Source organism: Halolamina sp. (genome assembly GCF_036626355.1).
Lineage (GTDB): Archaea > Halobacteriota > Halobacteria > Halobacteriales > Haloferacaceae > Halolamina.
The window spans coordinates 1-26,284 of record NZ_JAZKRY010000042.1 but is presented as its reverse complement, the minus strand read 5'-3'; the positions used below and the strand labels follow the sequence as shown (position 1 = coordinate 26,284).

Below are 26,284 nucleotides of genomic sequence, written 5' to 3'. Positions count from 1 at the left end.
GGCACGAGCAAACGACGAGGACAGCAGCTCGCCGGCAGACGACGGTGCCGACGCCTCCGGAGGTGGCCAGGAATGACAAACTTAGACCACGGGAAGTTCACGCGGATGACCACGGTGTTCCACTCGCTGCTGGCCCTCGACGTGTTCTTCCTCTTCTTCACGGGCTACGCCATCATGTTCAACGACGAACTCTGGTGGATGCTCACGCTGCTGGGCGGTGCGGGCGCCGTCGCGGCGCTCCACCGCGCCTTCGGCGTTGGCCTCCTCGCCCTCGTCAGCTTCTGGATGCTGATGATGGTGACCACTGACGTCGGGCGCTCGAACTTCAAGGCGATTATTCCCACGCCCGAGGACATGCAAGCGTTCGTTCAGGACATCCAGTTCGTGCTGGGCAACGCTGACGAGCGTCACCCCAACGCGCGGCAGTTCGCCGGCGACACCGCCGACGAGATTCCGCTGCTGTCCTACATCGGCAAGGGAGTGATATACATCTTCGCGGCCGAGCTGACGCTGCTGTCGATCTCGGGGCTACTCATCTGGTCGAAGACCGGCCTGATGAGCCTCTTTGCGACGAAAACCGCGGCGATGGCGTTCGTCGTGTTCCACGGTCTGCTCGGCGTTATCATGGTGATGGGGGTTATCTTCCACATCTTCGAGCACGGCTTCCACCCCGCCTTCTTCCCCGTCGAGACGAAGGCGTTCATCCCCCGGTCGATGATTCCGGAGGAGCACCAGGAGGGTGACCACGAGAACCCCGGTATCGAGCGACTGCAGCTCTCGCCCAGCTGGGCGAGCGCGACGAACCTCGTCGGTGCCGCCGCGGTCATCGGCATCGTGAGCGTCCTGCTGGGCAGCATGTACGACACCGGCTACCCGGTGCCGGGCGAGCTCATCCTCGGGGGCGGCCCGACGAACCTGCTGCTTACCGTCGGTATCAACCTGGGCATGCTCGTGCTGTTCCTCGGGATGGTACTCTCGATGTACGGCAACCTCGTGCGGATCCGCTGGGAGCGCCAGATGCGTGTGGAAGCCCAGAGCGGCGAGTCCGAAGCCGAACCCGCAGACTAACACCCCACTGCGGGGCCGTAGCTTTTTGTCGTGTCGGCGACACCTGCACAGAGTGAACCGAAGCTTCGTGAGCGGGTTCGTCCTCACCGTCGTCGGCGTCGTCGGCTATCTCGTCGGGGTTGACGCGACCTACCCCGGTCGGGCGTTCTCACTCACCGCACTGATGGTGTGCTTGCGCGGGGCGACCCCGGCCAGGTGAGCGAGGGGACGGAGAAATACTTCCGGGACGTCCACGACCAACTGTTCCAGCTGGTCGATCGCACGGAGACGTACCGTGATCTCGCACGTGGCTCACGGGAGACGTATCTCAACACGCTCTCGCAGTCGACGAACGAGGTGATGAAGCGCCTGACTGTCGTTGCGACCATCATTCTCCCGCTGACGCTCGTCGCTGGGGTGTTCGGCATGAACTTCGCCGGCAGCCCTTACGCGATGCCCGAACTGGGCTGGCGGTACGGCTACCCCGCGGTGATGCTCGGGATGGCGATCGTCGGGACGGTCCTGCTCGCATATTTCCGCCAGGATGACTGGCTCTAAGGCGCTGCTCGATCTGTCGACGACGAGACCCGAATTCGCCTTAAGCTTTATCGGGTGTCGGTCCCACCGTAATGCATGGTCGAAGCGTTCGTCCGCTTACTCTGCCCTGAGTGTAACAAGGAATGGGAGTCGAACCCGACCGATCTCCCCGAATCCAGCGAGAATCTGAGCTGTCCGGACTGCCATGCCACTCGGCGGCTCGCGATATTCATGCGGACTGACCGCGATCTTCAGGTCGTTCAGCAGTTCGAGTAGCCCCGACCAGCGTTCTTCCGAGCGCGTCTCATCGGCGAGCGACGACGCTCGCGCTGTCCTGAGGGGACTGTCTACCGGAGGCGCTCCATGTGATCGATACGGGACTGGACGAGTTCGGCCGTCCCCACGTCCTCTCGGACGCGGAGCCCGTCGCCGGCAGCCTCCAGTGCGTCAGCCGCGATTGCTTCCGCCGTCGCGATATCGTCGGCGAGGCCGACGACCGCAAACGCCCGGGAGGTCGTGGTGTAGAGCCCGTCATCCCGGTCGTCGATGGAGGCGTAGAACAGCAGCGCCTCGCCACCGTGGGCCGCCGCGGCCGCCTCGATCGTCGACTCGTCGACAGTGATCTCCGCGCCTGCGTCCGGGTCGGTCGGGTAGCCAGCAGGAACCGCGTACTTACAGACCGTCGCCTCGGGTCGGAACGACGGCACCGGGAGTGCCTCGCCCTCGCGCGCAGCGTCGACAATATCGAGGAACGGCGTTTCGAGCACCGGGAGCACGTTCATCGCCTCCGGATCACCGAAGCGGGCGTTGAACTCCACCACTTTCGGACCCTCGGCAGTCAGCATGAACTGGCCGTAGAGCACGCCCGTGTACTCCGGGAGCGCGTCGACGGTCGCCTCCAGAATCTCGACAGCCCGGTCGTACTCCGTCTCGGTCATGAACGGGAGCGTCAGCCTGGCGTCACTGTAGCTCCCCATCCCACCGGTGTTGGGCCCCTCGTCGCCCTCGTAGGCGCGCTTGTGGTCCTGGACGGCGGGGCTGGGGAGGACATCGCCGTCATGAACGAACGCCTGGACAGTGAACTCCTCGCCGACGAGTCGCTCCTCGACGACCCACTCCTCGTGGCCGCTCTCCCGGATATACTCCACAGCCTCCCCGTGGGTAACCTGGTCGCCGGTGACGCGAACGCCTTTTCCCCCGGTTAGCCCGGTCGGTTTGACGGCCACGTCGTCGCCCGTTTTGTCGACGTAGTCGGCGGCCGCGTCGGCGTCGTCGAACGTCTCGAACCCCGGCGTCCCGGGGATGTGGTGCTGGGCCATGAACTCCCGCTGGAACGCTTTATCGGTCTCGATTCGGGCCGCTTCCGCGGTGGGGCCGAAGGTGAACACGCCCGCGGCGTTCAGCGCGTCGGCGACGCCCGCCTGAAGCGACGCCTCGGGACCGACGACGGCTGTGTCTGCGCCGACGGTTTCGGCGTAGTCGACGATGCCGTCGGTATCGGTTTCGTCGCCGGTTTCCGTCCCGACCGAAAGCGAAGCGATACCGGGGTTCCGGTTGCTCGCGAAGCCGTAGAGGTCGCAGTCGGGCGCCAGCGCGCGGGCGATGGCGTGTTCGCGGCCGCCGCCACCGATGACGAGGACGGATTCGGACATACACGGAGGGTGTGAACACGAGAGTGTAAACCTTACCCTCTATTGATTCGCTTCAAGGCACGAACGTGCATATACTCGAGATTGCGCCGCGACTACCTTCATGTGGCTAGGAGCGTTAGTGGGATGCATGACGGTGCTCGTGCAAATCGACAGCTCGGAGAACAGTATCCGCGCCCTGGAGTTCGCCGTCGAGTTGGCCGAACGGACCGATACCGATCTCCACACGGTCCACGTCACGGATCTGAAGACCAGCACCACCGAGAACCTGCTCGACCTGGTCGAGGAAGAGGGCTACGAGCACGTCGTCATGGGGCACCACGGGAGCGGACTGGTCGGTCGGGCAATTCTCGGCAGCACGACCGAAACAGTGGTGGGCGATATCGACGTGCCGGTGACGGTCATCGCTTAACGTTGCCCTGCGGCACCATGGGCTACTTCACGCTCCGTCCCGTTTCTCCGACAACGGTGAGCCATCCATGACCGACCGTAACCGGCTGGACGAGGAGCCGAGCCCGTATCTCCAGCAACACGCCGACAATCCCGTGAACTGGCAGCCCTGGGACGACGAGGCGCTCGCGGCGGCCCGCGAGCGGGACCTCCCGATCTTTCTGTCGGTGGGCTACTCCGCCTGCCACTGGTGTCACGTGATGGCAGAGGAGTCCTTCGAGGACCCGGACGCGGCCGAGAAGATTAACGAGAACTTCGTCCCCATCAAGGTCGACCGCGAGGAGCGCCCGGATCTCGACCGGGTGTACCAGACGGTCTGCCAACTGGTCACCGGCGGCGGGGGGTGGCCGCTCTCAGCCTGGCTCACGCCGGACGGGAAACCGTTCTACATTGGGACCTACTTCCCGCCCGAGTCCCATGCCCAGCGCAACGTGCCGGGGTTCCAGCAGCTCTGCCAGCAGATCGCTGACTCCTGGAGCGACCCCGAACAGCGCGCGGAGATGGAGAACCGCGCCGAGCAGTGGACCGCCGCTGCACGCGACCGGCTGGAGCCGGCCGATTCGGGCGGAGCTGGCGGCAGTAGCGGGGCTGATCTCGAGGGTGCAACGCAGGATGCGCCCGGTACCGACCTGCTGGACGAGGCGGCGACGGCAGCGGTTCGCGGCGCTGACCGAACGAACGGTGGGTTCGGCGCCGGAAGCCCGAAATTCCCGCATCCCGGACGGGTTGCCCTGTTGCTCCGGGTTGCCGCGTTCGGCGACGACGGCGAGCCGCTGTCGGTCGCGAGAAACGCACTCGATGCGATGGCCAGCGGCGGGCTCTACGACCATCTTGCCGGTGGGTTCCACCGCTACTGTGTCGACGAGGACTGGACGGTCCCACATTTCGAGAAGATGGCCTACGACAACGCGGAGCTGCCAAAGAGCTATCTCGAAGGGTACCGCGCGACGGGCGAGGAGCGCTACGCCGAGGTTGCTCGAGAGAGCCTGGAGTTCGTGGAACGCGAACTCTCCCACCCGGAGGGTGGCTTCTTCAGCACACTCGACGCCCGGAGCGAGACGCCCGCCGCTCGGCTGGACGAGGACGAGGCGCCCGAGCGAGAGGAAGGTGCGTTCTACGTCTGGACCCCCGACGAGGTTCGCGACGTGCTCGAGGAGCCGGCAGCGACGCTGTTCTGCAGACGCTACGGCATCACGTCGGCCGGTAACTTCGAGGGCGATACGACCGTGCTGAACGAAACGGTCCCTGTCGCGGAACTCGCCGGCGCCACGTTCGACGAGGCGACTGCGCCGGACGACAAGGAGGCAGTCCGCGAGCTGCTCGACGCGGCCCGGACGGAGCTGTTCGAGGCTCGTGAGGAACGCCCGCGTCCGCTCCGGGACGAGAAGGTGCTCGCGGGCTGGAACGGCCTGCTGATATCGGCGTTCGCCCGAGCTGGCACGACACTCGATGATGGCGAGCGCTTCGCTGAGCGTGCGGTTGACGCACTCGGGTTCGTTCGAGCGACCCTCTGGGACGAGGACGACCAGCGACTCTCCCGGCGGTTCAAGGACGGCCATGTAGCGGTCTCAGGGTATCTCGAGGACTACGCGTTCCTCGCCCGCGGGGCCTTCGAGACGTACCAGGCGACCGGCGAGGTCGAACCGCTTAGCTTTGCGCTCTCGCTTGCGGAGGTCATCGTCGACGGGTTCTACGACGAGGCGGACGGGACGCTCTACTTCACCGCCACCGATGCTGAAGAACTGGTTGCTCGCCCCCAGGAGCTCACAGACCAGTCGACGCCATCCAGCGTCGGCGCCGCGGTATCGCTGCTGCTGGACCTCGATCACTTCACTACGCGGGAGCTGGGTAGTGTGGCGCGGGAGACGCTCGCCACCCATCGAGAGCGCATCGAGGCCAGTCCGGTCGAACACGGTTCGCTCGCGGTGGCCGCCGACGCCGCCGCGCGCGGGAACCTCGAGCTCACGATTGCAGCCGACGAGCTTTCGGATTCGTGGCGCAAGACGCTCGCCTCGCGGTATCTCCCCGGTGCGGTGATAGCGCGGCGCCCGCCGACCGAGGCGGGGTTACAGGACTGGCTCGACGAACTGGGCCTGGAGGAGGCGCCCCCGGTCTGGGCCGGCCGCGAGGCCCGCGATGGGGAGCCGACAGTGTACGCCTGTCGCTCGTTCACCTGCTCGCCGCCCCAGCACGACCTGACGGCGGCGCTGGACTGGGTCGACGAGAACCTGTAAAAAGGGATCGTAGCTCCCGGCTACGGGTTTCCTTACTCCCTTGACTCGACGGCGTCTACGAGGTACGCAGTGATCGGCTTGTCCTCGCTCTCGACGAACCGGGTGATCTCCTCGCCGTCCTCGTCCACGAGGATGACCGTCGGGATGAACTCCACGCCGTACTCGTCCATCCCCTCACCGACCTTCTCGCCGTTCTCGCGTTCGACAGCGTAGACGTCGATGCGCTCGTCGGGCACGCCCGCAGCGTCGAGGGCTGCGGCGAACGCCGGAAGCTGGTTCCGGCAGTCGGGACACCAGTCGCCGCCCCAGACGCGGAACGTCAGCCCCGCACGAGCGAGCGTTTCGACGGCCTCTTCGTAGGACGCTGGATCCCACGCGGGGTCCGGTTGCATCGTCGAGAGCACGGCTTCGGGCTTGGCTTCGGACATACCCGAACACGGTGGTCGGTCGGCATAAGTCGTATGGCGCCGGTGGCCAGTCAGTCTGCCCCGACTACAGTGCCGATTGCGCCACCGATCGCCCGTTTGTGCTCATCACACGGATCGAGATACTGAGCGTGGAAATTACTGGTGGCTGTGAGGCCCGCTGGGCTGGCGGGGCGCCCAGTGTCGCTAACTGTAAATGTGCGACACCGATACTCACTGCTAATGGATTCTGAGGTCATCGACGCCCTCGGCTCGCCGCTCGTCCAGGTGGCGTCGCCGGAAGGAACAACCGTCGCCGCGAAACTGGAGTCGAAAAATCCCGGCGGCTCCGCGAAGGACCGGCCGGCGCTCTACATGGTACGCGCCGCCGAGGAGGCCGGCGAACTCGGCCCGGGCGACGCCATCGTCGAACCCACCAGTGGCAACACCGGTATCGGACTCTCGCTCATCGGCGCCGCGAAGGGCTACGACGTCAAAATCGTCATCCCCGGCTCGAAGTCGCCCGAACGGCGCCGGGTGATGCGGGCGTACGGCGCCGATATCGAGGTGGTCGACGGCGACATTCAGGACGCTCGCGAGCGCGCGGACGAACTGGAGGCGACAGGGGAGTACGTCCAGATGCGGCAGTTCGAGAATGCTGCGAACCCCCGTGCGCATTTCGAGACGACCGGCGCGGAGATTCTGGAACAGGTTGCAGACCGACGCATCGACGCCTTCGTCGCCGGCGTCGGCACCGGCGGCACCATTACCGGAACGGCCCGGCGGCTCCGCCAGGAGTTCCCGGAGATGGCCGTCATCGCCGTCGAGCCGGCCGAAAACCCGGTTCTCTCGACCGGCGAGAGCGGGTCGGACGACTTCCAGGGGATGGGCCCTGGGTTCGTCTCGGCCAACCTCGACGCGGCGCTCCTCGACGGCGTCGAAACTGTCGCCCTGGACACGGCAACGGCCGAATGTCGCTGTCTCGCCCGTGAGGAGGGGATTCTTGTGGGCCAGTCCAGCGGAGCGGCCAACGTCGCCTCGCGGCGGGTCGCTGCAGGGCTGCTCGAACTGGGCGTCGAGGATCCGCTCGTGGTGACATTGTTCCCTGACGGCGGCGAGCGCTACATGTCGACTGGGCTGTTCGACGCCGAGGAGGTCGACGACGAGTGCCAGTGGCGCTCTGAAGGCTCCGACGAGGAACTCGACACCACCGGGTTAGGCCGCGAGGAACTCCGACTCGGTGACCCGGACGACGAGTAGCTCGTCGGAATCCTCTCGTTCAGGGACGCCCGCATCATCTTCGACATCGGTGACGTCGCCCCGCCGGACGTGAATCGGGTCGATCAGTCGGTTCTCCTCGACGCCGTACAGTCGGAGATACTCGCCAGTCTTCCCGGGCGGAATCTCGTCGTTGCGAATTGCCGTCGCAAGTTCGCGCGAGAGCCACTCGGTCTCCGAGACTGAGTCGGCCTGTACCAGCGCGTCGCGGACGAACCGCACGACGTACCAGTTGAGGTCGTTCAGCAGCGCCACGGCCGCGCCGATCGAGACGGTTTGGAGCGCGAGCGTGTTCTCGTAGGGCTCCCGCAGGTCGTAGGTCGAGAGCGCCTCGCGTGCGGTCTCCCGCGAGAGCAGCTCCCGCCTGAGGCTCCCCTCGTCCTCCCCGAGTAGACAGACCTGCGCCATCGTTCAGGCGCTCGGCGTCCCAGATAATGTCGGTTGCGGTCCGCAGCCGTCTCAGTTCTCGACAGAGTTCCCGGGCGCCGTCTCGCTCGCCGGCGGCTCCGCGACGTAGCGTTCGGCGGCGAGCGCTTCGGCCCGTTCGAGCAGGTCGGCAGGCTCGGCCGCCTCAACCTGTTCGAGCGTCGCATTCGTTTCGGGGTACTCCGGCGCGACACGCTCACAGCCCACGTTCATCGTCGCGTCGACGAACGTGCCGATATCGCGAGCTTGCTCGACGATTTCAGGCTTGTCACGGCTCAGGAGGGGGCGGTAGACCGGCCGCTTCGCGGCGGCGTCGGTGGTGCGGATGTTCGGCCCTGTCTGGGAGGATTTCTGCCCGACGGCCTCTCCGGTAGCGAGAGAGTGGGCGCCGATATCGTCGGCGACGCCCTCGGCGGTCCGGAGCATCGCGCGCCGGAGCGAGAGCATTCGCGTCGACTCCGTCCTGGCGACGAGGTCGTCGACAAGTTCACCGGCAGGAACGACCCGCAACCGCATGTCGATGTGGGGCGCGTATCGCCCGACGACGCGGGCCGTTTCCTCCGCGCGGGCGAGATGGTCTGGACCGCCGTAGTCGCCGAGGTCGAGGTAGACCGGGCGCAGTTCGAGCCCGCGTTTGAGCAGCTCCCAGGCCGCGACAGGGGAGTCGAGGCCGCCGGAGAACAGCAGCACCGTTTTCCCCTGTGTCCCGACAGGGAGCCCCCCTGGACCGTCGTACTCCTGCGCGGAGACGAACGCCTCCTGGTCGCGAATCTCGAGCCGATAGGTCACATCCGGATCGTCGAGGTCAACCGGCGCGCCGGTTGCCTCGCCGACGACGCCGCCGATGTTGCGTTCGAGTTCCTGGCTGGTGAACGGGTGTTCCGCAGCTGCGCCGGCGCGGTGGGCGCGAACTGCAAACGTCGCCCCAGCAGGGTGGTCGGCGGCCAGTGACCGCGCGGCGGTTGCGATTCCCTCCTCTTCGGCCCGCACCGTAATGGCCGGGCGAGTCGAGACGACCCCGAACGCGTCACTGGCCGCGCGGGCGGCGTCAACCGTGGCGAAGTCGGGTTCTTCACCCTCCTGCGGACGGACGAGGATTCGGGACCAGCGACGCTCGACGGCCCCGGCGATACTGCGGTCTTCGAGGATGCGCTCGACGTTTTCGGCAAGCCGGTCGAGCATCTGGCCGCGGACCTTGCCGCTCTTGATGCCGAGTTCTCCGAAACGGACGACCGCGATATCCAGCGCTGACGGCTGCACAGCCGAGCTACCGGGTCTGTGCGGATGGGTGTTTCCATCCGCGGCGTCAATCCCTCGGACGTTTGAGGCTGTTCCCGGGCAGGGGGCTCGCTCTCTCCGGGCTATACGTGGTTTCGAGAAATCGGCCGAACGGAATAGACGGACAACGATGGACTGTCGAGCTATGATTCAATACCCAGGCCGCCGGGAGCCGGGACGTCGCCTGACTCATGAAATGTCGAGCGGGTCCTGAATCCCGCCAGTAGTGGACGCAAACGAGTCCGTCACCGTCACCATGCCGATGACGTCGCCATCCTCGAACACCAGTGCGAGCTCCTGGTTCTCCACCTGGAACTGGTCGACCGCGTCGCTCACGCTCGTCTGCGGCGTGGGCGTCACCGGGCCGGCGGCCAGGTCCTGGAAGTCGATATCGCCCTCCGCCAAGGCGAACGACTGGGAGAATCAATCGGTTGAACGAGTAAAGCGGCGTCGCGCCGGCGTGAGCGCGAACTCGATACCGACGAAGAAGCCGTTGGTGCGGATGAGCAACCGTTCCGCAACCAGTCGAATCGCGATTTCGATCGGCCCCATGAACGTGGCCCTCTCAGGCCACAGCAAATGCGCCACGGCCGCCCCACGGGGGGTGTGTTGCTGTTAGAACGTCGAGATGTTGCCTTCGATGGCCGAGCGGGTCACGTCGGTGACGTTCGCCAGTTTCTCGTCGACGATTGCCTCGATCTCGGCCTCGATATCGGCGACGTCCACGGCCTCAGTGGTGACAACCTGGGCGTCGGCGACGTGGGGCTGGTCGATCGGGCGGCCGATCTGGGAGAGGAGGCGGACCTGCAGGTCGCGGATGCCGTCGACCTCGTCGACGACAGAGCGAGCGATCTCCGTCGAGAGCAGGTTGTAGATCTTCCCGATGTGGTTCACAGGGTTCTTGCCAGAGGTGGCCTCCATGCTCATCGGTCGGTTCGGCGTGATGAGCCCGTTCGCGCGGTTCCCGCGGCCAACGGAGCCGTCATCACCCTGCTCGGCGGAGGTGCCAGTCACAGTGAGGTAGACCGAGCCGTGGTCGTAGTCGTCGGCGGTGTTCACGTCGACGTGGACTGCCCGGTCAGTCCGCTCCGCTGCGAGTGCAGTGACGTACTCCTTGACGTTCGCGACCGCCGCTTTGTACGCCTCCAGCCCCTCGATATAGCTGTCGACCATCGCGACGGCGACGGTGATATCGATCCGGTCGCCCTCGCGCTTCCCCATGACCTTGACGTCGGGACCGATTTCGGGATGTTGCGTCGCGTACTCGTCGTTGATGCCGGTCTCAACATCGCGAACGATCTGCTCGGTCTCGGTCAGTGGCGCGTGGCCCACACCGTAGGAGGTGTCGTTCGCCATCGGCACCTGGACCTCCTCCTCGCTGAAGACGTCCTGGAGGTCGCCCGAGCCGGCGCCGAGTTTGACGTCGACGATGACGTCCGTACCGTACTCCAGTTCCGGGACGGTCTCTTCGAGATACTCGCGAGCGGCCCGCAGCGCCGTCGAGTCGACGGGGAGTTCGATCTCCTCGCCGCCCTGTTCGTACACCTTCGTCGCTCGACCGACGATGAGGATGTAGATCGGTTCGATGACCTCGCCGCCGCCGTAGGCCGGCGCGGCGCGTCCGGCGGCCAACTGCGTCTCGTCAGTGTTGTAGTGGAGTACCGTTCCCACACGGTCGAGATAGAGCTGTGAGAGCGCGCGCGAGACCGACTCCGCGATACCGTCGGAGATCGAGTCTGGGTGTCCAAGCCCCTTCCGCTCGACGATCTCCACCTGCTGGTCCTCGACCGCCCGCCGGTCGAGTTCATCGACCTGGATGTTCCGCGTCATTGCTGGCTCTTGCCCGGGGGACCGTCTATAACCTTCGGAAACGAATCGCCGCCGGTAAATTACTCTCAGACATTTCTCGAGTCCAGCCGCCGCTCAGTCGCCGTCAACAGTGTCCGCCTCCAGCAACAGACCGAGGTACGAGGTCCGAATCTGTTCGGCCGGGTCGAGTCCGAGCTCGCGGAGCAGCGCTGCCGCGTCCTCGCGGGCCGCCTCGATGGCCGCTTCGCCGGAAACCTCCCGCTCGATTTCGACGAACTCTCCGAGGCCGTCGACGTGATCGAGCATCAGGGTGTACTCGCCCAGTTGGAAGGACTCTCGCTCCTTTTCCACGGTTGCGGCAGGCTCGAACCCCAGCCCCGAGAGCACCCCGGCCATCGCCTCGGCGTCCGCGACCGCGGTCTCGTGTTCCTCCCGGCTCTTGGATTCGGCCTCGACGAGCGGCCCCTTGTAGGTCAGTTTCGTCGTCGGCGCCCCGTCGCCGGCCGAGCGGTCGGTCTCCAGGCGGATGCGGAGCGCCTCGTCGGTTTCAGCGAACTCGCGGTGTGGCGCGTCGTAGTAGCTGTCGACCTGTCGGACGTGGCTGACGCGTTCGGCGCCGTGAGCGACGACCGACTCCCGTACCCGGTCGTGGTCGGCGCGGACCTTGAGTTCGACCTCGTACATGGTCACGGCGTCGGCTGGCGGGAATAAAACCCCGCCGCTCCGGAGCGGCCGACCTCTCCCGTGTCGTTCGGGGGGTCGGTTCCGTATCGAGAAACGTTATGCCGACTGAAACAGCACGGCTCTGTATGGCAACAGCGACCACAGCAGACTCGACGAATCGAGGCCTGCGCGGGCTGGCCGACCGAGCCAATCCGGTGTTCGCGGCGGCCGTCGTCGTGGGGAGCCTCGCGTGGCTCTGGAGCACGCTCAGCAAGCTCGTGATGCTGAACCCCTGGATTCTGGCGGCCCTGGGGATCGTGACGCTGCTCTCGGTGCTCGGCTTCGGGCTGCTCCTCCCCGGCGAACTGCGCATCTTCCGAGAGATCGTCTCGGAGAACCCTGACGAGGAGGTTATCGGAGCTATCGGGATGCGTAACGCGAAACTCGCCGGGATTCAGGGGCTGCTCCAGCTCTCGATCGTCTTCGTGATGGTGAACATCCGGCTCTGAACGGCTGTTCTCGGGAACCGGCCTCAACGTTTACCCCCGCTTGCGCCTAACGCTCCGGTATGAACCGGCGCCAGTATCTCCACGGGGTAGCGGCCGGGTCGACACTGCTCGCAGGCTGTGGCGGCAGTGACTCCAGCAACGGCGGCGGCGGGACCGGGACGGACACGAGCCTCGCGCTCGTAGCGACGCCGTTCGACGACGGGGAGGAGATTCCGCCACGCTACACCTGCGAGGGCGACGACGTGAACCCGGAGCTGCAGATCTCGGGCGTCGTCGATAGGGCTGAGACGCTGACGTTGCTCGTCGACGACCCCGACGCCGGCTCCACGCCGTTCGTCCACTGGCTGCTCTGGAACGTGCCGGCGTCCGTCGAGACGATTCCGGAGAGCGTCGCCGCGGAGGAACGCCCGCCGTTCGCGGACGGTGCTCGACAGGGGACCAACGGCGCCGGCGAAATCGGGTATATGGGGCCCTGTCCGCCCACCGGCGACGGAACGCACAGCTACCGGTTCCGGCTCTCGGCGGTTGCGTCGACGCTCGAGCTTGCAGCTGGCGCGGATCGGAACGAGCTGGAGGCCGCACTGGAGGGGGAACTCATCGACAGCGTCACGCTCACCGGGACGTTCGAACGGGCCTGAGAGCGCCGAGGCAGGCGTTTGGGGCGAAGCTGAGCCTGAAACGTTGTCCTTAAGAGTGGAACACGAGACCAGTATGGTATGAGCGATAACGAGGCCGCAGAGGAGGCCGACGCCGAGGCCGAACCCGAGGAGACCGAGTCCGGGATTCAGGACGGGGATTTCGTCCGTATCCACTACACAGTCCGGACCCAGAGCGACGACCGCGTGGTCGACACGACCCGGCAGGACGTCGCCGAGGAGGCCGGCATCGACGACGACGAGTACGAGTTCGAGCCGCGCATCATCGTCGTCGGTGAGGGCCACGTATTCCCCGGCGTCGACGACGCACTCATCGACAGCGAGGCCGGCGACGAGGGCACTGTGGAGATCCCCGCCGAAGACGGGTTCGGCGAGTACAGCCAGGAGGAGGTCCGCACTGTCAGCACAAACAAGATCGACGAGGAGAACCGTCGCCCGGGCGCGCAGGTTCAGATCGACGACGAGCAAGGGTACATCGAGACGGTCATCGGTGGGCGCGCACGTGTCGACTTCAACCACCCGCTGGCCGGTGAGGACCTCGAGTACGATTACGAGGTCATCGAGGTCGTCGACGACGACGAGGAGCAGGCCGCTGGCCTGCTCGGCATGTACCTCCAGATGGAGCCGGAGCTCCGCATCGAGACGGAGACCGTCGAGGAGGAGGTCACCGTCGAGGACGAGGAGGGCGAGGAGACTACTCGTACCGAAGAGGTCGAGCAGCGGACCCTCTACATCGAGGCGAACCAGCAGATGCAGATGAACCAGCAGTGGATGTTCCAGAAACAGCAGGTCGCCCAGGACCTGATGGACCGCCTCGACCTCGACCGCGTGGTCGTCGAGGAGGTCTTCGACGGCAGCTCCGCCGGCATGATGGGCGGCATGGGCGGCATGATGGGCGGCATGGGCGGCGGCGACGGTCTCGAGGAGGAACTCGAGGATATCGAGGGCGACCTCGAGGACGCCGACGTCGACGCCGAGGAGATCGTCGAAGAGCTGGAAGACGCCGACCTCGAAGAGTAACGTCGATTCCGCGGTGTTCTCGATTTTTGCGTTCGTCCGGGAGTGAGCACGCTTGGTGTCGACGACCACCGCCGGAGTCTGGCGGCATCCCCCCAGGTCCCAGAACTCCCCTTTCTGTCGTCTCAACTGCCCAAGTTACACTCATGCGCTCTTTCTCCGGGCGGACGCACGCTCCCGCCACCACGAGGACCGGAACAGTGAGTGGCGTGTGCATCCAGCTACCAAACCAGCAGAACTATTATACTGACACGACCCAACCGGTGAGTGATGATGGAGCTCGTTCAGTTCTAACCCCGCGGCGCTCGCACGACGGCGAGACGGGACCGGCCCGTAGCGAGCGACGACGGGAGACCCGACGGGGCAGTTGCCCCGGGCACAGTAGTTCGAGAGCCTCGGGTCTCCCATCGCTTGGGCGCCAGACGCCGTCACCGTCCGGCACCGTGGGGGACCCACCCCCGATATATCGTTGCAAGACTCACCAACGCGAGACGAGACGGACGCATCGTCAGGAATCAACCGACCCGAATCGACGCAGGGAGCCGACGAAACCGCCATCGTCGTCGCCCGCGCCGCCGACCAGCAGCCGGCGACGGCGGAGATCCGCCGACTGGCCGATGCCGCAGGCTACACTGTCGTCGACGAACTCACCCAGCGCCGGTGCGAAGACAGCAGCTACAACATCGGCCACGGGAAGGCGAAGGCGCTCGCCCGCCGTGTCGTCGCAACAGAGGCGGCGGCCGTGCTGTTCGATACCGAACTCACGCCGGGGCAGTACCGCAATCTCGTCGGGTTGCTGCCGGACGGAACGGTAGTTATCGACCGACACCGGCTCGTGCTCGACATCTTCGAGCAAGGCACCGGTGGGAAGGCGGCACAACTCCAGGTCGAGCTGGCAAAACTCCGCTACGAGCTCCCGCGGGTGCGGGAGACCGAGGAGCGCACCCACATGCAGGAGGCCGCCGAGACCGGCTCTCGGCTTGTCGATATCGAAAAGCGCATCCGGACTGTCGAACGGAAGCTGGAGCGAGTGACCGACCGGGCGGCGGAGCGCCGCGCCGCCCGCCGAGCGGAGGGGTTCGGCCTGGTCGCCATCGCGGGCTACACCAACGCCGGAAAATCCACCCTGCTCCACCGGCTCGCGGACGACCTCGCCATCGAGGATCTCGACGCGCGCCACGCCGACCTCGACGGCGCCGCGGAAGTTGAGGACCGCCTATTCAAAACGCTCGAAACGACGACCCGCCGGGCGACGCTCGGCGATCGACCGGTGCTGCTGACGGACACGGTCGGGCTCGTCGACGGCCTCCCCCACGAGCTCGTGGCGTCGTTCAGCGCGACGCTCGATGCCGTCGCCGACAGCGACGCCGGGCTGCTGGTCGTCGATGCAAGCGACCCGCTCGAGAGGCTACAGGAGAAGCTGCGCATCTCACTCGCGGCGTTGGACGAGCCCCGCGGGGAGCTCGTCGCGGTGCTCAATAAGACGGATCTGATGAGTGAGGACGAACTGGCTGCCCGCCGCGAGATCGTCGCCGAGCGAGACGACGTCGATGCCGTCGTCGCTGTCAGCGCGACTGTGGGAACCGGCACCGAACCACTCCGCTCGGTCGTCTCCGACGCGCTTCCGAGCCGAACTGAGGAGTTCGTGCTTCCCAACGACGGGGAGACCCAGTCGTTCCTCGCCTGGGCCCACGACCGCGGACGTGTAGAGACAGTGTACGACGGCGACGAGGTACAGGTCCGGTTCGAGGCGTCCCCGGCTGTGGTTGCGCGTGCTGTTACGCGGGCCGTAACGGGTCGCGAGGAGCGTTGAGCGGAGCCTAATTTCGCTGACTTTCCTCCAGAGATTGCAGCGAATTCCTCCGCTGACTTTTTCTCACCCTGCCACAATGGGGACTCTGTGTGTGACGTCCTGACACCGGTGTCTGACGGATGTCAGACGCACATGGCCCAACCCATGACAGAAAACAATGGCAACGACCGGCGACGGGATATCAACGGGCGAATCGACACGTTAGGAACCGGGACGAACGGCGTGAGTGGCCGACGGGCCAGCAATCGTATCGGCAACCGACACTCCAAGCAGCGAGACGAGGAGGAGGAACACGACCAGAAGGCAGTGGAAGCCTCCCTCGCCGAGGAAGAGGACGACGAGAAGGAAGCCGACGCTGCCGCATCTGCCGACGAGGACGAGGACGACCGTGATGCTGAGGCCGAGCCGGTCGCGACCGAATCAGACGGGCAAGTGGGTGATGACGCCGAGTTCGACGCTGACGAGGACAAGGAAACAGACGACGAGGCCGACGCCGAACTCGAAATCCGTGCGGAAGATTTCGACAACCGGTCCTCGTTGGAGGTCGAGATCGACCCGTTCGTGCGGGCCTACGCCGCTCGCCGGGCCGCCGAGGGAGGCGACGAGAGCCTCGATGAGTATATCGTCGGCTCCGTGAAGGGGTATCTCGCGGGGCTGCTCGGTGGCGAGGTCTCCTCTCCGGGGACGCTCGAGCGGGAGGTAGCTGTCGAATCCGACCAGCTCATGGGCGGGCTGCTCGAAACCATCGCCGAGGAGGACGAGTCGCCCGCTGATGTAGTCATCACCGCCATCGCCGAGGCCTACGAGGTGCCAGTCGACGAAGAAACGCTGGTGGTCGCCGGCCTGCGTGACCACGAGGCGCTGCTCAACGGCGTCGTCGCCAACAGCTCGAACGATCTCGGCGACACCTCCGAAGTCGTCCAGGCGGCCGTCGAGACCCGGCTCATCGAGGAGCCGGCGTAAGCCAACAGCTGGCGAGACGGCCGAGGCGTACCGGCCCGCGTTGGTCGAGCAGCTACTGAGAGGCAACGGGCGGGAAGCCTTTTCTGCGGTCCCCGACAACAGCGCGATATGCAACCACGGGACCTCTCTGCACACGCCAAGTACGCCCCCGGACGGGGGATCGAGGAGGTCGCCCGCGACCTCGGACTCGACCCTGACGAGCTCGTGAAGCTCTCCTCGAACGAGAACCCACACGGCGCCAGCCCGGCAGCCGTCGCGGCGGTCGAGAACGCCGCCGAGGACATCTCCGTCTATCCGAAAGCTGCCCATACCGACCTCACCGATGCCCTGGCCGAGCAGTGGGACGTCGCCAGCGACCAGGTATGGGTGAGTCCTGGCGCCGACGGCGCGATCGATTATCTCTCACGCGCGATGCTCGAGCCTGCCGACGCGGTGCTGCTCCCGGAGCCCGGCTTCTCTTACTATGGGATGAGCGCGCGCTACCACCACGGCGAGACGGCGACGTACGGTCTCTCGAAGGACGAGGGGTTCGCCATGACCGCCGAGGCCGTTCTCTCGGCCTACGATGGCGAGCGGATGGTGTTCGTCACGTCGCCGCACAACCCCACCGGGTCGACGATGCCGCGCGAGGAGATCGAGGCGCTGCTCACCGGCGTCGACGACCAGACGCTGGTCGTGCTCGATGAGGCCTACGGGGAGTTTGCCGAGGAGTCTTCCAGTGCGGCGCTCCTCGAGGAGTACGAGAATCTCGCCGTGCTCCGGACCTTTTCGAAGGCGTACGGCCTGGCGGGACTACGAATCGGCTACGCGCTCGTCCCCGAGGCGTGGAGCGACGCCTACGCGCGGGTCTCGACCCCCTTCGCCGCGAGCGAAGTGGCGCTCCGGGCCGCGTTGGCTGCGCTCGACGACGACGAGCATGTCGAGAGATCGGTCGAGAGCGCGAGTTGGGCGCGCGAACACGTTCACGAGGAGCTCGAGGCACCAACCTATCCGACCGAGGCGAACTTCGTCCTCTGTGAGGTCGGTGACGGGAGCGCCGTCGCCGAAGCCGCACAGGAGCGGGGCGTCATCGTCCGGGACTGTCGCTCGTTCGGCCTGCCGGAGTGTATTCGAGTTTCCTGTGGCACCGAGGAACAGACGCGCCAGGCTGTCGAGACACTGAACGCCGTCCTCGCCGAGCGCGAGTCGGTAGCTGAAGCATGAGCGACGCCGGATCTCGCGACGAACTCGTCTTCGAGCAGGTTGCGCTCACTGGCACACCCGGGACGGGAAAGACGAGCGTCGCGGACGCGGTCGGCGACCGGCTGGATATCGACGTTATCAATCTCAATGCCCGGATCCGTGAGGAGGGGCTCTACACCGAGCGAGACGAGGAGCGGGACTCCCTCATCGCAGATAACGACGCTATCGAGGAGTATCTGGGCGACTGGTCAGGCCTGCTCGACTCGCATCTCGCCCACCAGTTCGACGCTGACGCCGTCATCGTGCTGCGCTGTGGCCCTGACGAACTGACCGAACGGCTGGAGGCGCGGGGCGAACCCGAAGCGAAAGCCGCGGAGAACGCAGAGAGCGAGGCGCTGGATATCGTGCTGAGCGAAGCGGTCCGGCGCCACGGCGAGGAGAACGTCTACGAAATCGATACGACCGGGCGCGCAATCGAGGACGTCGCCGACGACGTCGTCGACGTGCTGCACGGCAAGCGCGAGCCGGCGGCGGGAACGGTGGACTTCACGGGTGTGTTATGACGCTCGACCGCTTCCGACCGATTGCTGACCGTGCGCTGGGCCCGTTCGTCGACGCCTCCGAGCGACTGGGGTTGACCCCGGACAGGATCAGCGTTATCGCGTTCGGCTTCGCCGTCGCGGCGGGAAGTGCGTTATTCGCCGCGGGTGAGGCTGGGGCACCCGGAATCTGGTTTCTGGCGGCGAGTTTCTTCGTGTTCTGCAACGGCTGGCTCGATCTGGTCGACGGTGCGCTTGCGCGCAGCCTCGGCACCGACTCGAAGGGCGGCGACCTGCTCGACCACGTGCTCGACCGCTACGCTGACGTGATCATCATCACCGGCCTCGCGGCCGGTGCGAGCGCCTACGCCCTCGGCCTGCTCGCGGTGACGGGCGTCCTACTGACCTCCTACCTCGGCACGCAGATCCAGGCAGTCGGACTCGGGCGGGAGTATGGCGGGCTGTTGGGCCGCGCCGACCGACTCGCGCTAGTCGGCGTCGTCGGCGTCGTCGCGTTCCTGCTGCCAGGCCCGCTGGTTGCAGGGCTCTCTGCGGTTGAACTGCTGCTTGTGCTGTTCGCAGTCGTCGGGCACTTCACCGCGCTCCAGCGCTTCTGGGGCGCGTGGTCGGATTTGACGTAATCCCCGTCCTGTCGCCGGTTCCTTTTTACTCCGGCACCTGTTAGCCCGGGTATGCCCCAGTGCGAGATGTGCGGCGCGGAGAAATCCTCGCTCACTACGACGAAAGTCGAGGGTGCCGAACTCGAACTCTGTGACGACTGCAAGGACTTCGGCACGGAGGTGAAAACGGAGCCAAGCTCGACCAGTACGAGCAAGTACTCCACCTCCGCATCCTCGGGCGGCGCATCCTCCTCCACCGAAACAAGCGGTGGCTCCGGCGGTGGCGGCGGCCGTCGCCGTGACATGTTCGATCAGATGGACGAGATCGACAGTGAGTACGACCAGCTCATCCGCTCTGCCCGCGAAGACGAAGGGCTGAGCCAGGAGGAGCTTGCAAACGAGCTCAACGAGAAAGCCTCACTCATCCGGAAGCTGGAGCGTAGCGAGATGCTCCCCAGCGACGACGTGAAGGAGAAACTCGAACGGCGTCTCGGTCTCTCCCTCTCGGAGGGCTCCGACGACGACGAGGCGAGCTGGGAGTCGGACTCCTCGATGACCCAGACCCTCGGCGACGTGGTCGAGCGCAAAGAGTAAGCAGCCGACTCGTCGGCAGTTCGGTCCCACAACGAATCTGATACCTATTTCCCGTGGCGCGCCCGCGTGCCGGTATGTTCGTTCTCATCAACCTCAAGGCGTACGACTGTGACGCCGTCGCCGTCGCCGAGACGGCCGCGGCGGTCGCCGAGGACACCGGCGCACGCATCGCTGTTGCCCCGCAGGCTGCCCAGCTGTCAGCCGTCGCTGCAACGGGCGTCGAAACGTGGGCCCAGCATATCGATCCAGTCGACCACGGCAGTCACACCGGGAGCACCCACGCCGCGCCGGTCGTGGATGCGGGTGGGACTGGGACGCTGCTCAACCACTCCGAGCAGCGGCTGACGCTCGCGAACATCGACGCCGGCGTCGAGGCAGCCGAGCAAGTGGGCCTGAAGACGGTCGTCTGTGCGAACAACCCGGACCAGATCGGCGCAGTCACCGCACTCGGTCCGGATGCGGTCGCCGTCGAGCCGCCAGCACTCATCGGCGGCGACGTATCCGTCGCCAGCGCGGACCCCGATATCGTTACCGGCGCCGTCGACGCCGCTGACGCAGTGAACGAGAACGTCGACGTGTTCTGTGGTGCCGGCATCGCGAGCGGTGAGGACGTCGCCGCCGCTGCGGACCTCGGCGCCGACGGTGTCCTACTCGCGTCGGGCGTCGCGCTCGCCGAGGACCCCGAAGCGGTGCTGCGCGATCTCGTTTCGCCGCTTTGAGTGGCGCCCCTAGCGCGCTGCCCCGGCCCCTCGCTCCTCGATGACGTAGTGGTCCTCTCCCTGCTCGACGAGCGTGCCGCCCGCCTCCAGCGTGACGACGTAGCCCGTCTGGGTGCGCTCGAGTTCGTGGGGTGGGCGCACCCGGACGAGATTCCCGATGAACTGCGCGATGGGCGGTTTCTGGGCGACGCCGCAGTCGTAGATAGTGATGAGTTCGTCGCCCGCGTCGGCTTCGTACACGATGATGCGGGCGTGACTGGCCAGCCGCCAGCGCTCGTCACCCGCTTTCGGGAGTTTCGCCTTCATCGCGTGGCGAGATCCGTCGCAGCCTCGATCGCCGCGACGGTGTCATCCAGCGTTCCCTCGTCTGTTCGCGCGTCGAACGCCTCCGCAACGAGTTCGGGAAGTCGGTAGCGGTAGCGCCCGCCGCCGACGTGTTCGATGAGTCCCGCTTTACGGAGCGTCCGATTGCGCGCGTAGGCGTACACGCGCTCTCCCGAGCCGTCGGCGGCGACGTGGGCTCCAACTGGTGAGCTATCGCCCGACTGCCGGTACTGTGCCAGCATTCCGTGGGTTATGTCATCCAGCGATTCGATACCGTGGACGAACGCGCGCACGACCCCTTCTTCCTCACGGAATTCAGGTTGCACGAGGAGGTCGGTCAGTCGTGCGACCCTGTCGGCCGTGGGGTCGAGCGCGCCCTCCTCGGACCCGTCATCCGGCGCCGCCTGCTGCTGTTCGTCCGTCTCTTCTATCGTTTTTTCGGTAGCATCGGAACTGGTGTCGGCTTCATCGCACATTGGGGTCGTCTGTTCGGTTGCTGTGGTAGATTTATCGGTAGTTGAGTCGGCTGTGTCTGGTGATTCGCCGGCTTCCTGTGACTCGTCGGGCTCCCATTTCGAGGTCCCGACCTCGGTGCCGGGCACGGACCTCGCTGTCGTCTGGGAGTTCAACTCCGGGGAGCTCCACAGCGATCCACCTGTCAGGTCCGAGTCCGTCTCCAACACGACACCGAACTCCTCGCTAAGCTGCTGTTCCAGTTCCTCGGGTGTCTCGGCCCCGCCCTCCGGCGCCGGCTTCAGGTCGGGGTCCGGCTCCGCAGCGCGCTCGGTGTCTCCCGCCTGGGGCCAGCCCCCTACCGCCTGGATTGTTGTGCGGTTTGGCTTCGCTTCTGGCTCCTCGGTCGCCGATGGTTCGTCGTCGGTACTCGCAGCTGCATCCTCGTCGGTCGAGTCGACGTCGTCCGCATCGTCAGTCGGCTCCACTCCGGGTGCATCGTCGGTTGATTCAGTTTCAACGACGGCCGTCCCCGTCTCTGCATCATCGGGTTCGACGTCTCCCCGGGCCTCGTCGCCTGCCGGTTGCGCGGAACCATCAGCGTTCTTGGATACTGAACCGCTCGAAATCGTTTTGACAGGTTGGAGCCCGCTCTGTTCCGTTTTCGGTTCGGGCTCCGGTTCGGGTTCCGTTTGGTCCGCACTGGCTGTCTCAGACTCAGCCGTCTCGGACGCGTTCCCGGAATCCGTGGGTTTCGAGTCAGCGTCACGGGAAGCAGTCGTCGCGACGTCCGCCTCTCCCGAACTTGTAGTGTCCGATTTTGCAGCATCCGTCGAACCAGCATCAGCCGACGCGGGTGGATCACGCTCCTCCACAGCAGCCGGCTCTCCAGTCTCCCGCTCGTAGTCGTGCAGTTCGCGCTGGTCCTCGCTGAGAGGCTCCGTCGCCGGTGACTCGTCCTCGGCCGCGGTCTGGGGGGCTCCAGCCGTTCCAGGCTCAGACGGCGGCCTCTCCACCTCCTGAACCGGCTTTTCGCCCGGATACCCACCGCGGGCTGGGTCGGCGACGAACTCCTCGGCCTCCGCGACCTCCGGCTCAGCGGGGGCGTTCTCCGGCGGCGACGATTCGGCGTTCTCGACCAGCGCGGTCGCGAACCGGTCGGCCATCTCGCTCATGTCCCGGGCCTCTACGAGTTCCGCCTCCAGCTCCTCGATGCGCTGCTCCTTCGCTTCTAACTGCGCTTCCAGCGCAGAGAGTTCGGACTCGTGGCGCTGGCGCTCCTCCGAGACCTGCTGCAGGTCGGCGACGAGGTCCTCCGAGACAGACTGGAGCTCCGGGCGCTCGAACTCCTCCAGTCCGGGGGTCGCACCGGCGTCGAATGTTCGCTTGCGGTTGAACTGTACCCGGCGTACGTCGTTGCTCCAGTCCGTGACGAGAAACGCCCCCCCGTCCCCCAGGTCCTCGACGCGGTCAGCGTAGCTGTTCCCGAGAATCCGCCCAACGACGCGGGTATCGTTATCCCAGGTGAGCCGGTGCCAGACCATCCAGTCACACTGGGTGATGAAGTCCTTCTTCACGTCGGCGGGTCGCTGTGACATGCCGACGATGCCGAGGCCGTGTTTCCGGCCCCGTTTGCCGATCTTGATGAGCATCTTCCCGGTCTCGGTCATCCCCCCGCCCTCCGGGATGTACTCGTGGCACTCCTCGACGAGCACGAGAAACGGCTTCTTCTGCTTTTTTGCCTTGGCGAACAGCTGGCGCGCGACCGCCAGCAGCATCTCGTCTGCAGCCTCCGTATCGAGGTAGGAGGAGACGTCAAGGATGATGGGAACGTTCTCCTCCAGTGCGAGCGTCGCCAGCTTCTCCGCGTGCTCCGGGCTGACCTGGATATCACACTCCTCGTCGGCGCCCGCGTGTAGCAGCTCGTACTCCTCCTTCAACCCGTAGTACTCGCCGTCGACGTCGACGATGAGCAGCCCGTAGCCCGCTTCGAGCAGCTGTTCGGCGACCACGCTCGCGGTGTTACTTTTCCCGCTCCCGCTTTTCCCAGTGATGAACCCGCGACCGGCGAGCACGTCGATGACGGGCATCGACACCGATTCGCCGTTCTCGGCCTCCTCGCCAACCGTGATCCGCTCTGTATCGTCAGTCATGGTTAGTTGGTCACCCCTCGGCGCCGGCCCGCACGTCGACGCCCGAGAGGCTGGTCGAGCGACCGCACGGTCGCTCGTGGTTGATGTACTCCACCGACCGGGGCCACATATGACTTTCCGCCCGGCTGGGGCTCAGCCGTCGAACTCGCCCAGCGAGAACTGACCCGAGCGGTCGTCGGGCTCTGCGGGAGCCGGCTCCGTCGTATCGGTCCCGTCGGCGGGTAGCTCGTCAACACCGCTCTCCTCACGAGCGGAGTCCACGTCCGCAGCCGCCTCGAAGCCGTCGAGATTCGACTGCTCCCCATCTGTGAAGCTGAGATTCGAAACCCGGACCCCCAACTTCCGCACCGGCTCGCCCTCGAACTCCGCGGCGAGTGAGAGCGCAACCTCCTCGACCAGCTCCGGTTCGTCGACCGGGCCCGAAAGCGATTCAGCGCGCGTGTTGACATCGTACGGCGGTGTCACCGCCTTGATGCCGATGGTTCGATAGAGCACGCCTTTGGTACGTGCGCGCTCTGCGACCGCCGCCGCAAGGTGACGGAGCTTCTCCCGCTTGGCTGCGTCATCGTCGGTCGCAGACGAGAAGGAGGACTCTCGCGAGAGGCTCTTCGGTCGCCCGCGCGGGGTCACCTCTCGGCCGTCAGTGCCGTTGGCGCGCTCGTGAAGCTCCCGCCCCCGGTCGCCGAAGCGATCACGGAGCATCGCGCGATCGGCTGCTGCGAGGGCCCCCGCTGTCTCGATACCGAGGTCACGTAGTTCGCTCGCCCGCACCGGGCCGATGCCGTGAATCTCCTCCACTGGGAGGGGAGCGAGAAATCCAGCGACCCGGTTCGGCGGGACGACAGTCAACCCGTCGGGCTTGTCGTGGTCGCTCGCGACTTTCGCGGCGGCCATGTTGGACGCGACGCCGACGCTCGCAGGCACACCAACCTTGCGGGCGATGCGCTCCCGGACGTGTCGGGCCAGCCCCTCGGCGAGCGTCCGGCGCTCGGCGGCGCCTGAGGCCGTCGTTGGCTCGTCAACCCGCTCCCACGAGGTCCGGTCGGTCACGTCGAGGTAGGCTTCGTCGACGCTCACTTCTCGAACGGTGTCGGCACAGTCGTGGAGAATCTCCTTGACTGCCGCGGCGACGGACTCGTAGAACTCCATATCGACCGGCCGGTAGTGGCCGCGGTCGGAATCCTCGTCGCCTATATCGGGTCGCTCGACCGGCGGAAGCCGCTCGACGGCCTGTGAGATTGGCTGGGCCGAGTCGACGCCGTACTCACGGGCCTCGTAGGAGGCGGTAGCGACGGCGCCGATAGTTTCCCCCTGCTCGTAGCCCATGCCGACGACGACCGGTTCGCCCCGGAGCCCCGGCTCGCGCAGGCGTTCGCAGGACGCGTAGAAACAGTCCATATCGACGTGCAGAATCACCCTATCCTCGGCGTCGTCGTCGCCGGTTCCCGGCAGGGTGCTGCCGCTCATGGCGGGGACACGGCTGGGAGAGTCAAGAGCCTTCCCACGGCGGGGTGGAACTGAAATCCCGCCCCACGGGCGGAGTTACCGGTTCGGAGACCGACGCTCACGTATTCGCTCACGCACCCGCTTGCGGAGTGGGTCCGCAGCAGCCTCCTTTCACGGCGCCGTCACTGGCGACAGCTGAAACCAGCTCTCGCAGTTCACCATCGCGTGCATATCCGGGAGCAGCCGGTAACAGTCGCCGTTCTCCCGATCTGTCTGACAACGTCACCATCCCCGGTGTCGCGGTAGTCGGCTAACAGCGCCGCCTCGATTCGGTCTCTCCGGTCCGGGAATCTCGGGAACCTGCGTTCGGAGCCCGCCACTGAAGCTGTCTGCCCACAGGCGAGGCGTTCGGCGGTCCCCGCCCGCTACTTCAGCCGCTCCTGCAGGAAGGTGGGATGAGCCGCCGTCACGCCGTCGACCGCGAGTATTTCGTCGTTGATTATCTTCCCGAGTGCGTCGCCGTCGCTCGCACGCACCTCGGCGAGCAGCATGTGGTCGCCGGACGAGCTATATAGCGTCTCGACGTCCTCGAGCTCTTTCAGTTCGCGGGTGGCGTCGACGTACTGATCGCTCGCGACGTCCATCCCGACCAGCGCGATGGACTGGCCCGAGAGCTTCTTGGGATCGACCTCGGCGGAGTAGCCGACGATGACTCCGTCCTCTTCCAGCTGGCGGATATACTTCCGCACCGTCGGTTTGGAGACGTCGGCGCGCTCGGCTATCTCGGATACCGACGCCTGCGCGTCGGCCTCGAGTATCTCTAGGATTCGGTCTGCCGTAGCCGACGTCGTCATACAACGTAGTTCGCGTTGCGGGGAAAAATGCCTTGCGAAGCGGAAAGCGCTCTTCGCCGAACTGAAGTCGGCGAGTTGGTAGCCCAGGGTGGTTATTTGTGGTCGTCGAGGAACAGATCTGCCGAGCGCTCCCACTCGTACTCCTCGTCGAAGTAGCGCTCAGCGAGCGGCTCCTCGGGCATCTCGCCGATCTGCTGTTTCTCCTGCTGGTAGGAGGGACGGTCCTCGTCGACGTAGTACTTCCCGGTGAGCACCGTTCCTTCGTGGAGTACCTCCTCTGTCTCGCGCATCATCGCCGCCGCCTCGTCCCGGTTCGTCGGATCGAACTCGTAGTCGTCGGACTCGTTGACGTCGATGTACGGAACGTACTGTTTGGCGTCCTTGTTCCAGGTCGGGCACTGGGTGAGGAAGTCGATGTGGGCGAACCCGTCGTGCTCGACTGCCTCCTTGATCAGCTCCTTGGCCTGGTTGGGGTTGACCGCTGCTGTCCGGGCCACGAAGGAGGCTCCCGCATTGAGCGAGAGCGAGAGTGGGCGAACCGGTTCCTTCGCCGAGCCGTGGGGCTGGGTTTTGGATTTGTGACCCTTCGGGGAGGTAGGCGAGGTCTGACCTTTCGTCAGGCCGAAGATCTCGTTGTTGAACACGATGTAGGTCATGTCGTGGTTCT

At 65.9% G+C, this 26,284-nt stretch carries 27 protein-coding genes and 3 pseudogenes; 17 read left to right on the top strand and 13 right to left on the bottom strand.

Features of this window, described 5'->3' with window-relative positions; translation table 11 throughout:
- Positions 1-72 precede the first annotated feature (72 nt).
- The 4 genes and pseudogenes from V5A38_RS08375 to V5A38_RS08360 all read left to right on the top strand — a co-directional run bounded on the left by V5A38_RS08375 (position 73) and on the right by V5A38_RS08360 (position 1,860).
- Positions 73-1,068, top strand: a complete 996-nt coding sequence (locus tag V5A38_RS08375) for a cytochrome b/b6 domain-containing protein (protein WP_332325304.1) — start codon at positions 73-75, stop codon at positions 1,066-1,068.
- 52 nt (positions 1,069-1,120) lie between these two features.
- Positions 1,121-1,267, top strand: coding sequence for a hypothetical protein (locus V5A38_RS08370; protein WP_332325303.1), 147 nt, complete (start codon positions 1,121-1,123; stop codon positions 1,265-1,267).
- A pseudogene (locus V5A38_RS08365) lies at positions 1,234-1,605 on the top strand (CorA family divalent cation transporter); the annotation flags it as partial. The gene V5A38_RS08370 and the pseudogene V5A38_RS08365, both read left to right, overlap by 34 nt.
- 75 nt (positions 1,606-1,680) lie before the next feature.
- Positions 1,681-1,860 (top strand): hypothetical protein, encoded by a 180-nt coding sequence (locus V5A38_RS08360; RefSeq protein ID WP_332325302.1) that lies wholly within the window; start codon positions 1,681-1,683, stop codon positions 1,858-1,860.
- Between the two features lie 71 nt (positions 1,861-1,931).
- On the opposite strand, the gene purD is transcribed toward V5A38_RS08360, so the two are convergent.
- Positions 1,932-3,236 (bottom strand): phosphoribosylamine--glycine ligase, encoded by a 1,305-nt coding sequence (gene purD / locus V5A38_RS08355; RefSeq protein WP_332325301.1) that lies wholly within the window; start codon positions 3,234-3,236, stop codon positions 1,932-1,934.
- A gap of 127 nt (positions 3,237-3,363) precedes the next feature.
- Here purD and V5A38_RS08350 point away from each other — a divergent pair, with 127 nt between their 5' ends.
- Both V5A38_RS08350 and V5A38_RS08345 read left to right on the top strand, forming a co-directional pair.
- Positions 3,364-3,645, top strand: coding sequence for a universal stress protein (locus V5A38_RS08350; RefSeq protein WP_332325300.1), 282 nt, complete (start codon positions 3,364-3,366; stop codon positions 3,643-3,645).
- A 67-nt stretch (positions 3,646-3,712) separates the two neighbouring features.
- Positions 3,713-5,917, top strand: coding sequence for a thioredoxin domain-containing protein (locus V5A38_RS08345; RefSeq protein ID WP_332325299.1), 2,205 nt, complete (start codon positions 3,713-3,715; stop codon positions 5,915-5,917).
- 32 nt (positions 5,918-5,949) lie between these two features.
- Here V5A38_RS08345 and V5A38_RS08340 read toward each other — a convergent pair whose 3' ends face one another.
- Positions 5,950-6,345: a thioredoxin family protein gene (locus tag V5A38_RS08340; RefSeq protein WP_332325298.1), complete on the bottom strand. Its 396-nt coding sequence runs from the start codon at positions 6,343-6,345 to the stop codon at positions 5,950-5,952.
- Positions 6,346-6,564: 219 nt separating this feature from the next.
- On the opposite strand from V5A38_RS08340, the gene V5A38_RS08335 reads away from it, so the two are divergent.
- Positions 6,565-7,581: a cysteine synthase family protein gene (locus V5A38_RS08335; protein ID WP_332325297.1), complete on the top strand. Its 1,017-nt coding sequence runs from the start codon at positions 6,565-6,567 to the stop codon at positions 7,579-7,581.
- Here V5A38_RS08335 and V5A38_RS08330 read toward each other — a convergent pair.
- From V5A38_RS08330 to cyaB, 6 genes and pseudogenes are all read right to left on the bottom strand, one after another.
- Positions 7,537-8,007 carry a DUF5804 family protein gene (locus V5A38_RS08330; RefSeq protein WP_332325296.1) on the bottom strand — a complete coding sequence of 157 codons (471 nt, stop codon included), beginning with the start codon at positions 8,005-8,007 and terminating at the stop codon, positions 7,537-7,539. The genes V5A38_RS08335 and V5A38_RS08330 overlap by 45 nt on opposite strands.
- Positions 8,008-8,058: 51 nt before the next feature.
- Positions 8,059-9,285, bottom strand: coding sequence for a tRNA sulfurtransferase (locus V5A38_RS08325; protein ID WP_332325295.1), 1,227 nt, complete (start codon positions 9,283-9,285; stop codon positions 8,059-8,061).
- 207 nt (positions 9,286-9,492) lie between these two features.
- A pseudogene (locus tag V5A38_RS08320) lies at positions 9,493-9,708 on the bottom strand (CBS domain-containing protein); the annotation flags it as partial.
- 18 nt (positions 9,709-9,726) lie between these two features.
- On the bottom strand, positions 9,727-9,855 hold the full coding sequence (locus V5A38_RS08315) for a hypothetical protein (protein WP_332325293.1): 129 nt from the start codon (positions 9,853-9,855) through the stop codon (positions 9,727-9,729).
- Between the two features lie 63 nt (positions 9,856-9,918).
- Positions 9,919-11,133, bottom strand: a complete 1,215-nt coding sequence (locus V5A38_RS08310) for a methionine adenosyltransferase (RefSeq protein WP_332325292.1) — start codon at positions 11,131-11,133, stop codon at positions 9,919-9,921.
- A gap of 93 nt (positions 11,134-11,226) precedes the next feature.
- Complete coding sequence (cyaB, locus tag V5A38_RS08305) at positions 11,227-11,796, bottom strand: class IV adenylate cyclase (RefSeq protein ID WP_332325291.1); 570 nt, start codon at positions 11,794-11,796, stop codon at positions 11,227-11,229.
- A gap of 125 nt (positions 11,797-11,921) precedes the next feature.
- On the opposite strand from cyaB, the gene V5A38_RS08300 reads away from it, so the two are divergent.
- From V5A38_RS08300 to tpiA, 10 genes are all read left to right on the top strand, one after another.
- Positions 11,922-12,284, top strand: a complete 363-nt coding sequence (locus tag V5A38_RS08300; protein ID WP_332325290.1) for a hypothetical protein — start codon at positions 11,922-11,924, stop codon at positions 12,282-12,284.
- A gap of 59 nt (positions 12,285-12,343) precedes the next feature.
- Positions 12,344-12,922 carry a YbhB/YbcL family Raf kinase inhibitor-like protein gene (locus V5A38_RS08295; protein WP_332325289.1) on the top strand — a complete coding sequence of 193 codons (579 nt, stop codon included), beginning with the start codon at positions 12,344-12,346 and terminating at the stop codon, positions 12,920-12,922.
- A gap of 78 nt (positions 12,923-13,000) precedes the next feature.
- Positions 13,001-13,960 carry a peptidylprolyl isomerase gene (locus V5A38_RS08290; RefSeq protein WP_332325288.1) on the top strand — a complete coding sequence of 320 codons (960 nt, stop codon included), beginning with the start codon at positions 13,001-13,003 and terminating at the stop codon, positions 13,958-13,960.
- 466 nt (positions 13,961-14,426) lie between these two features.
- Complete coding sequence (hflX, locus tag V5A38_RS08285) at positions 14,427-15,770, top strand: GTPase HflX (protein ID WP_332325287.1); 1,344 nt, start codon at positions 14,427-14,429, stop codon at positions 15,768-15,770.
- Between the two features lie 144 nt (positions 15,771-15,914).
- Positions 15,915-16,733, top strand: coding sequence for a hypothetical protein (locus V5A38_RS08280; protein WP_332325286.1), 819 nt, complete (start codon positions 15,915-15,917; stop codon positions 16,731-16,733).
- Positions 16,734-16,841: 108 nt separating this feature from the next.
- Positions 16,842-17,936: a histidinol-phosphate transaminase gene (hisC, locus tag V5A38_RS08275; protein WP_332325285.1), complete on the top strand. Its 1,095-nt coding sequence runs from the start codon at positions 16,842-16,844 to the stop codon at positions 17,934-17,936.
- Positions 17,933-18,478 carry an adenylate kinase family protein gene (locus V5A38_RS08270; protein WP_332325284.1) on the top strand — a complete coding sequence of 182 codons (546 nt, stop codon included), beginning with the start codon at positions 17,933-17,935 and terminating at the stop codon, positions 18,476-18,478. Before hisC ends, V5A38_RS08270 begins: the two co-directional genes overlap by 4 nt.
- Positions 18,475-19,095: a CDP-alcohol phosphatidyltransferase family protein gene (locus V5A38_RS08265; RefSeq protein WP_332325283.1), complete on the top strand. Its 621-nt coding sequence runs from the start codon at positions 18,475-18,477 to the stop codon at positions 19,093-19,095. Before V5A38_RS08270 ends, V5A38_RS08265 begins: the two co-directional genes overlap by 4 nt.
- A gap of 51 nt (positions 19,096-19,146) precedes the next feature.
- Positions 19,147-19,668 (top strand): multiprotein bridging factor aMBF1, encoded by a 522-nt coding sequence (locus V5A38_RS08260; RefSeq protein WP_332325282.1) that lies wholly within the window; start codon positions 19,147-19,149, stop codon positions 19,666-19,668.
- 74 nt (positions 19,669-19,742) lie between these two features.
- Positions 19,743-20,387 (top strand): triose-phosphate isomerase, encoded by a 645-nt coding sequence (tpiA, locus tag V5A38_RS08255; protein ID WP_332325281.1) that lies wholly within the window; start codon positions 19,743-19,745, stop codon positions 20,385-20,387.
- A gap of 9 nt (positions 20,388-20,396) precedes the next feature.
- Here the strand turns inward: tpiA and V5A38_RS08250 are convergent, their stop codons facing one another.
- From V5A38_RS08250 to V5A38_RS08230, 5 genes and pseudogenes are all read right to left on the bottom strand, one after another.
- Positions 20,397-20,693 (bottom strand): hypothetical protein, encoded by a 297-nt coding sequence (locus V5A38_RS08250; protein WP_332325280.1) that lies wholly within the window; start codon positions 20,691-20,693, stop codon positions 20,397-20,399.
- 1,592 nt (positions 20,694-22,285) lie between these two features.
- A pseudogene (locus V5A38_RS08245) lies at positions 22,286-23,317 on the bottom strand (DUF87 domain-containing protein); the annotation flags it as partial.
- Between the two features lie 132 nt (positions 23,318-23,449).
- A complete protein-coding gene (gene dinB, locus V5A38_RS08240; RefSeq protein ID WP_332325279.1) occupies positions 23,450-24,784 on the bottom strand; it encodes a DNA polymerase IV in 1,335 nt (444 codons plus the stop codon).
- A gap of 404 nt (positions 24,785-25,188) precedes the next feature.
- A complete protein-coding gene (gene lrpA1, locus V5A38_RS08235; protein WP_332325278.1) occupies positions 25,189-25,617 on the bottom strand; it encodes an HTH-type transcriptional regulator LrpA1 in 429 nt (142 codons plus the stop codon).
- Positions 25,618-25,709: 92 nt separating this feature from the next.
- Positions 25,710-26,284: thiamine pyrophosphate-dependent enzyme (locus tag V5A38_RS08230; RefSeq protein WP_332325277.1), on the bottom strand; the 575-nt coding region annotated here is incomplete at its 5' end.

Coding starts and splice junctions, on each gene's coding strand:
- V5A38_RS08375 (WP_332325304.1), top strand. CDS start 73: ATGACAAACTTAGACCACGGGAAGTTCACGCGGATGACCACGGTGTTC.
- V5A38_RS08360 (WP_332325302.1), top strand. CDS start 1,681: ATGGTCGAAGCGTTCGTCCGCTTACTCTGCCCTGAGTGTAACAAGGAA.
- purD (WP_332325301.1), bottom strand. CDS start 3,236: ATGTCCGAATCCGTCCTCGTCATCGGTGGCGGCGGCCGCGAACACGCC.
- V5A38_RS08350 (WP_332325300.1), top strand. CDS start 3,364: ATGACGGTGCTCGTGCAAATCGACAGCTCGGAGAACAGTATCCGCGCC.
- V5A38_RS08345 (WP_332325299.1), top strand. CDS start 3,713: ATGACCGACCGTAACCGGCTGGACGAGGAGCCGAGCCCGTATCTCCAG.
- V5A38_RS08340 (WP_332325298.1), bottom strand. CDS start 6,345: ATGTCCGAAGCCAAGCCCGAAGCCGTGCTCTCGACGATGCAACCGGAC.
- V5A38_RS08335 (WP_332325297.1), top strand. CDS start 6,565: ATGGATTCTGAGGTCATCGACGCCCTCGGCTCGCCGCTCGTCCAGGTG.
- V5A38_RS08330 (WP_332325296.1), bottom strand. CDS start 8,007: ATGGCGCAGGTCTGTCTACTCGGGGAGGACGAGGGGAGCCTCAGGCGG.
- V5A38_RS08315 (WP_332325293.1), bottom strand. CDS start 9,855: ATGGGGCCGATCGAAATCGCGATTCGACTGGTTGCGGAACGGTTGCTC.
- V5A38_RS08310 (WP_332325292.1), bottom strand. CDS start 11,133: ATGACGCGGAACATCCAGGTCGATGAACTCGACCGGCGGGCGGTCGAG.
- cyaB (WP_332325291.1), bottom strand. CDS start 11,796: ATGTACGAGGTCGAACTCAAGGTCCGCGCCGACCACGACCGGGTACGG.
- V5A38_RS08300 (WP_332325290.1), top strand. CDS start 11,922: ATGGCAACAGCGACCACAGCAGACTCGACGAATCGAGGCCTGCGCGGG.
- V5A38_RS08295 (WP_332325289.1), top strand. CDS start 12,344: ATGAACCGGCGCCAGTATCTCCACGGGGTAGCGGCCGGGTCGACACTG.
- V5A38_RS08290 (WP_332325288.1), top strand. CDS start 13,001: ATGAGCGATAACGAGGCCGCAGAGGAGGCCGACGCCGAGGCCGAACCC.
- V5A38_RS08280 (WP_332325286.1), top strand. CDS start 15,915: ATGACAGAAAACAATGGCAACGACCGGCGACGGGATATCAACGGGCGA.
- hisC (WP_332325285.1), top strand. CDS start 16,842: ATGCAACCACGGGACCTCTCTGCACACGCCAAGTACGCCCCCGGACGG.
- V5A38_RS08270 (WP_332325284.1), top strand. CDS start 17,933: ATGAGCGACGCCGGATCTCGCGACGAACTCGTCTTCGAGCAGGTTGCG.
- V5A38_RS08265 (WP_332325283.1), top strand. CDS start 18,475: ATGACGCTCGACCGCTTCCGACCGATTGCTGACCGTGCGCTGGGCCCG.
- V5A38_RS08260 (WP_332325282.1), top strand. CDS start 19,147: ATGCCCCAGTGCGAGATGTGCGGCGCGGAGAAATCCTCGCTCACTACG.
- tpiA (WP_332325281.1), top strand. CDS start 19,743: ATGTTCGTTCTCATCAACCTCAAGGCGTACGACTGTGACGCCGTCGCC.
- V5A38_RS08250 (WP_332325280.1), bottom strand. CDS start 20,693: ATGAAGGCGAAACTCCCGAAAGCGGGTGACGAGCGCTGGCGGCTGGCC.
- dinB (WP_332325279.1), bottom strand. CDS start 24,784: ATGAGCGGCAGCACCCTGCCGGGAACCGGCGACGACGACGCCGAGGAT.
- lrpA1 (WP_332325278.1), bottom strand. CDS start 25,617: ATGACGACGTCGGCTACGGCAGACCGAATCCTAGAGATACTCGAGGCC.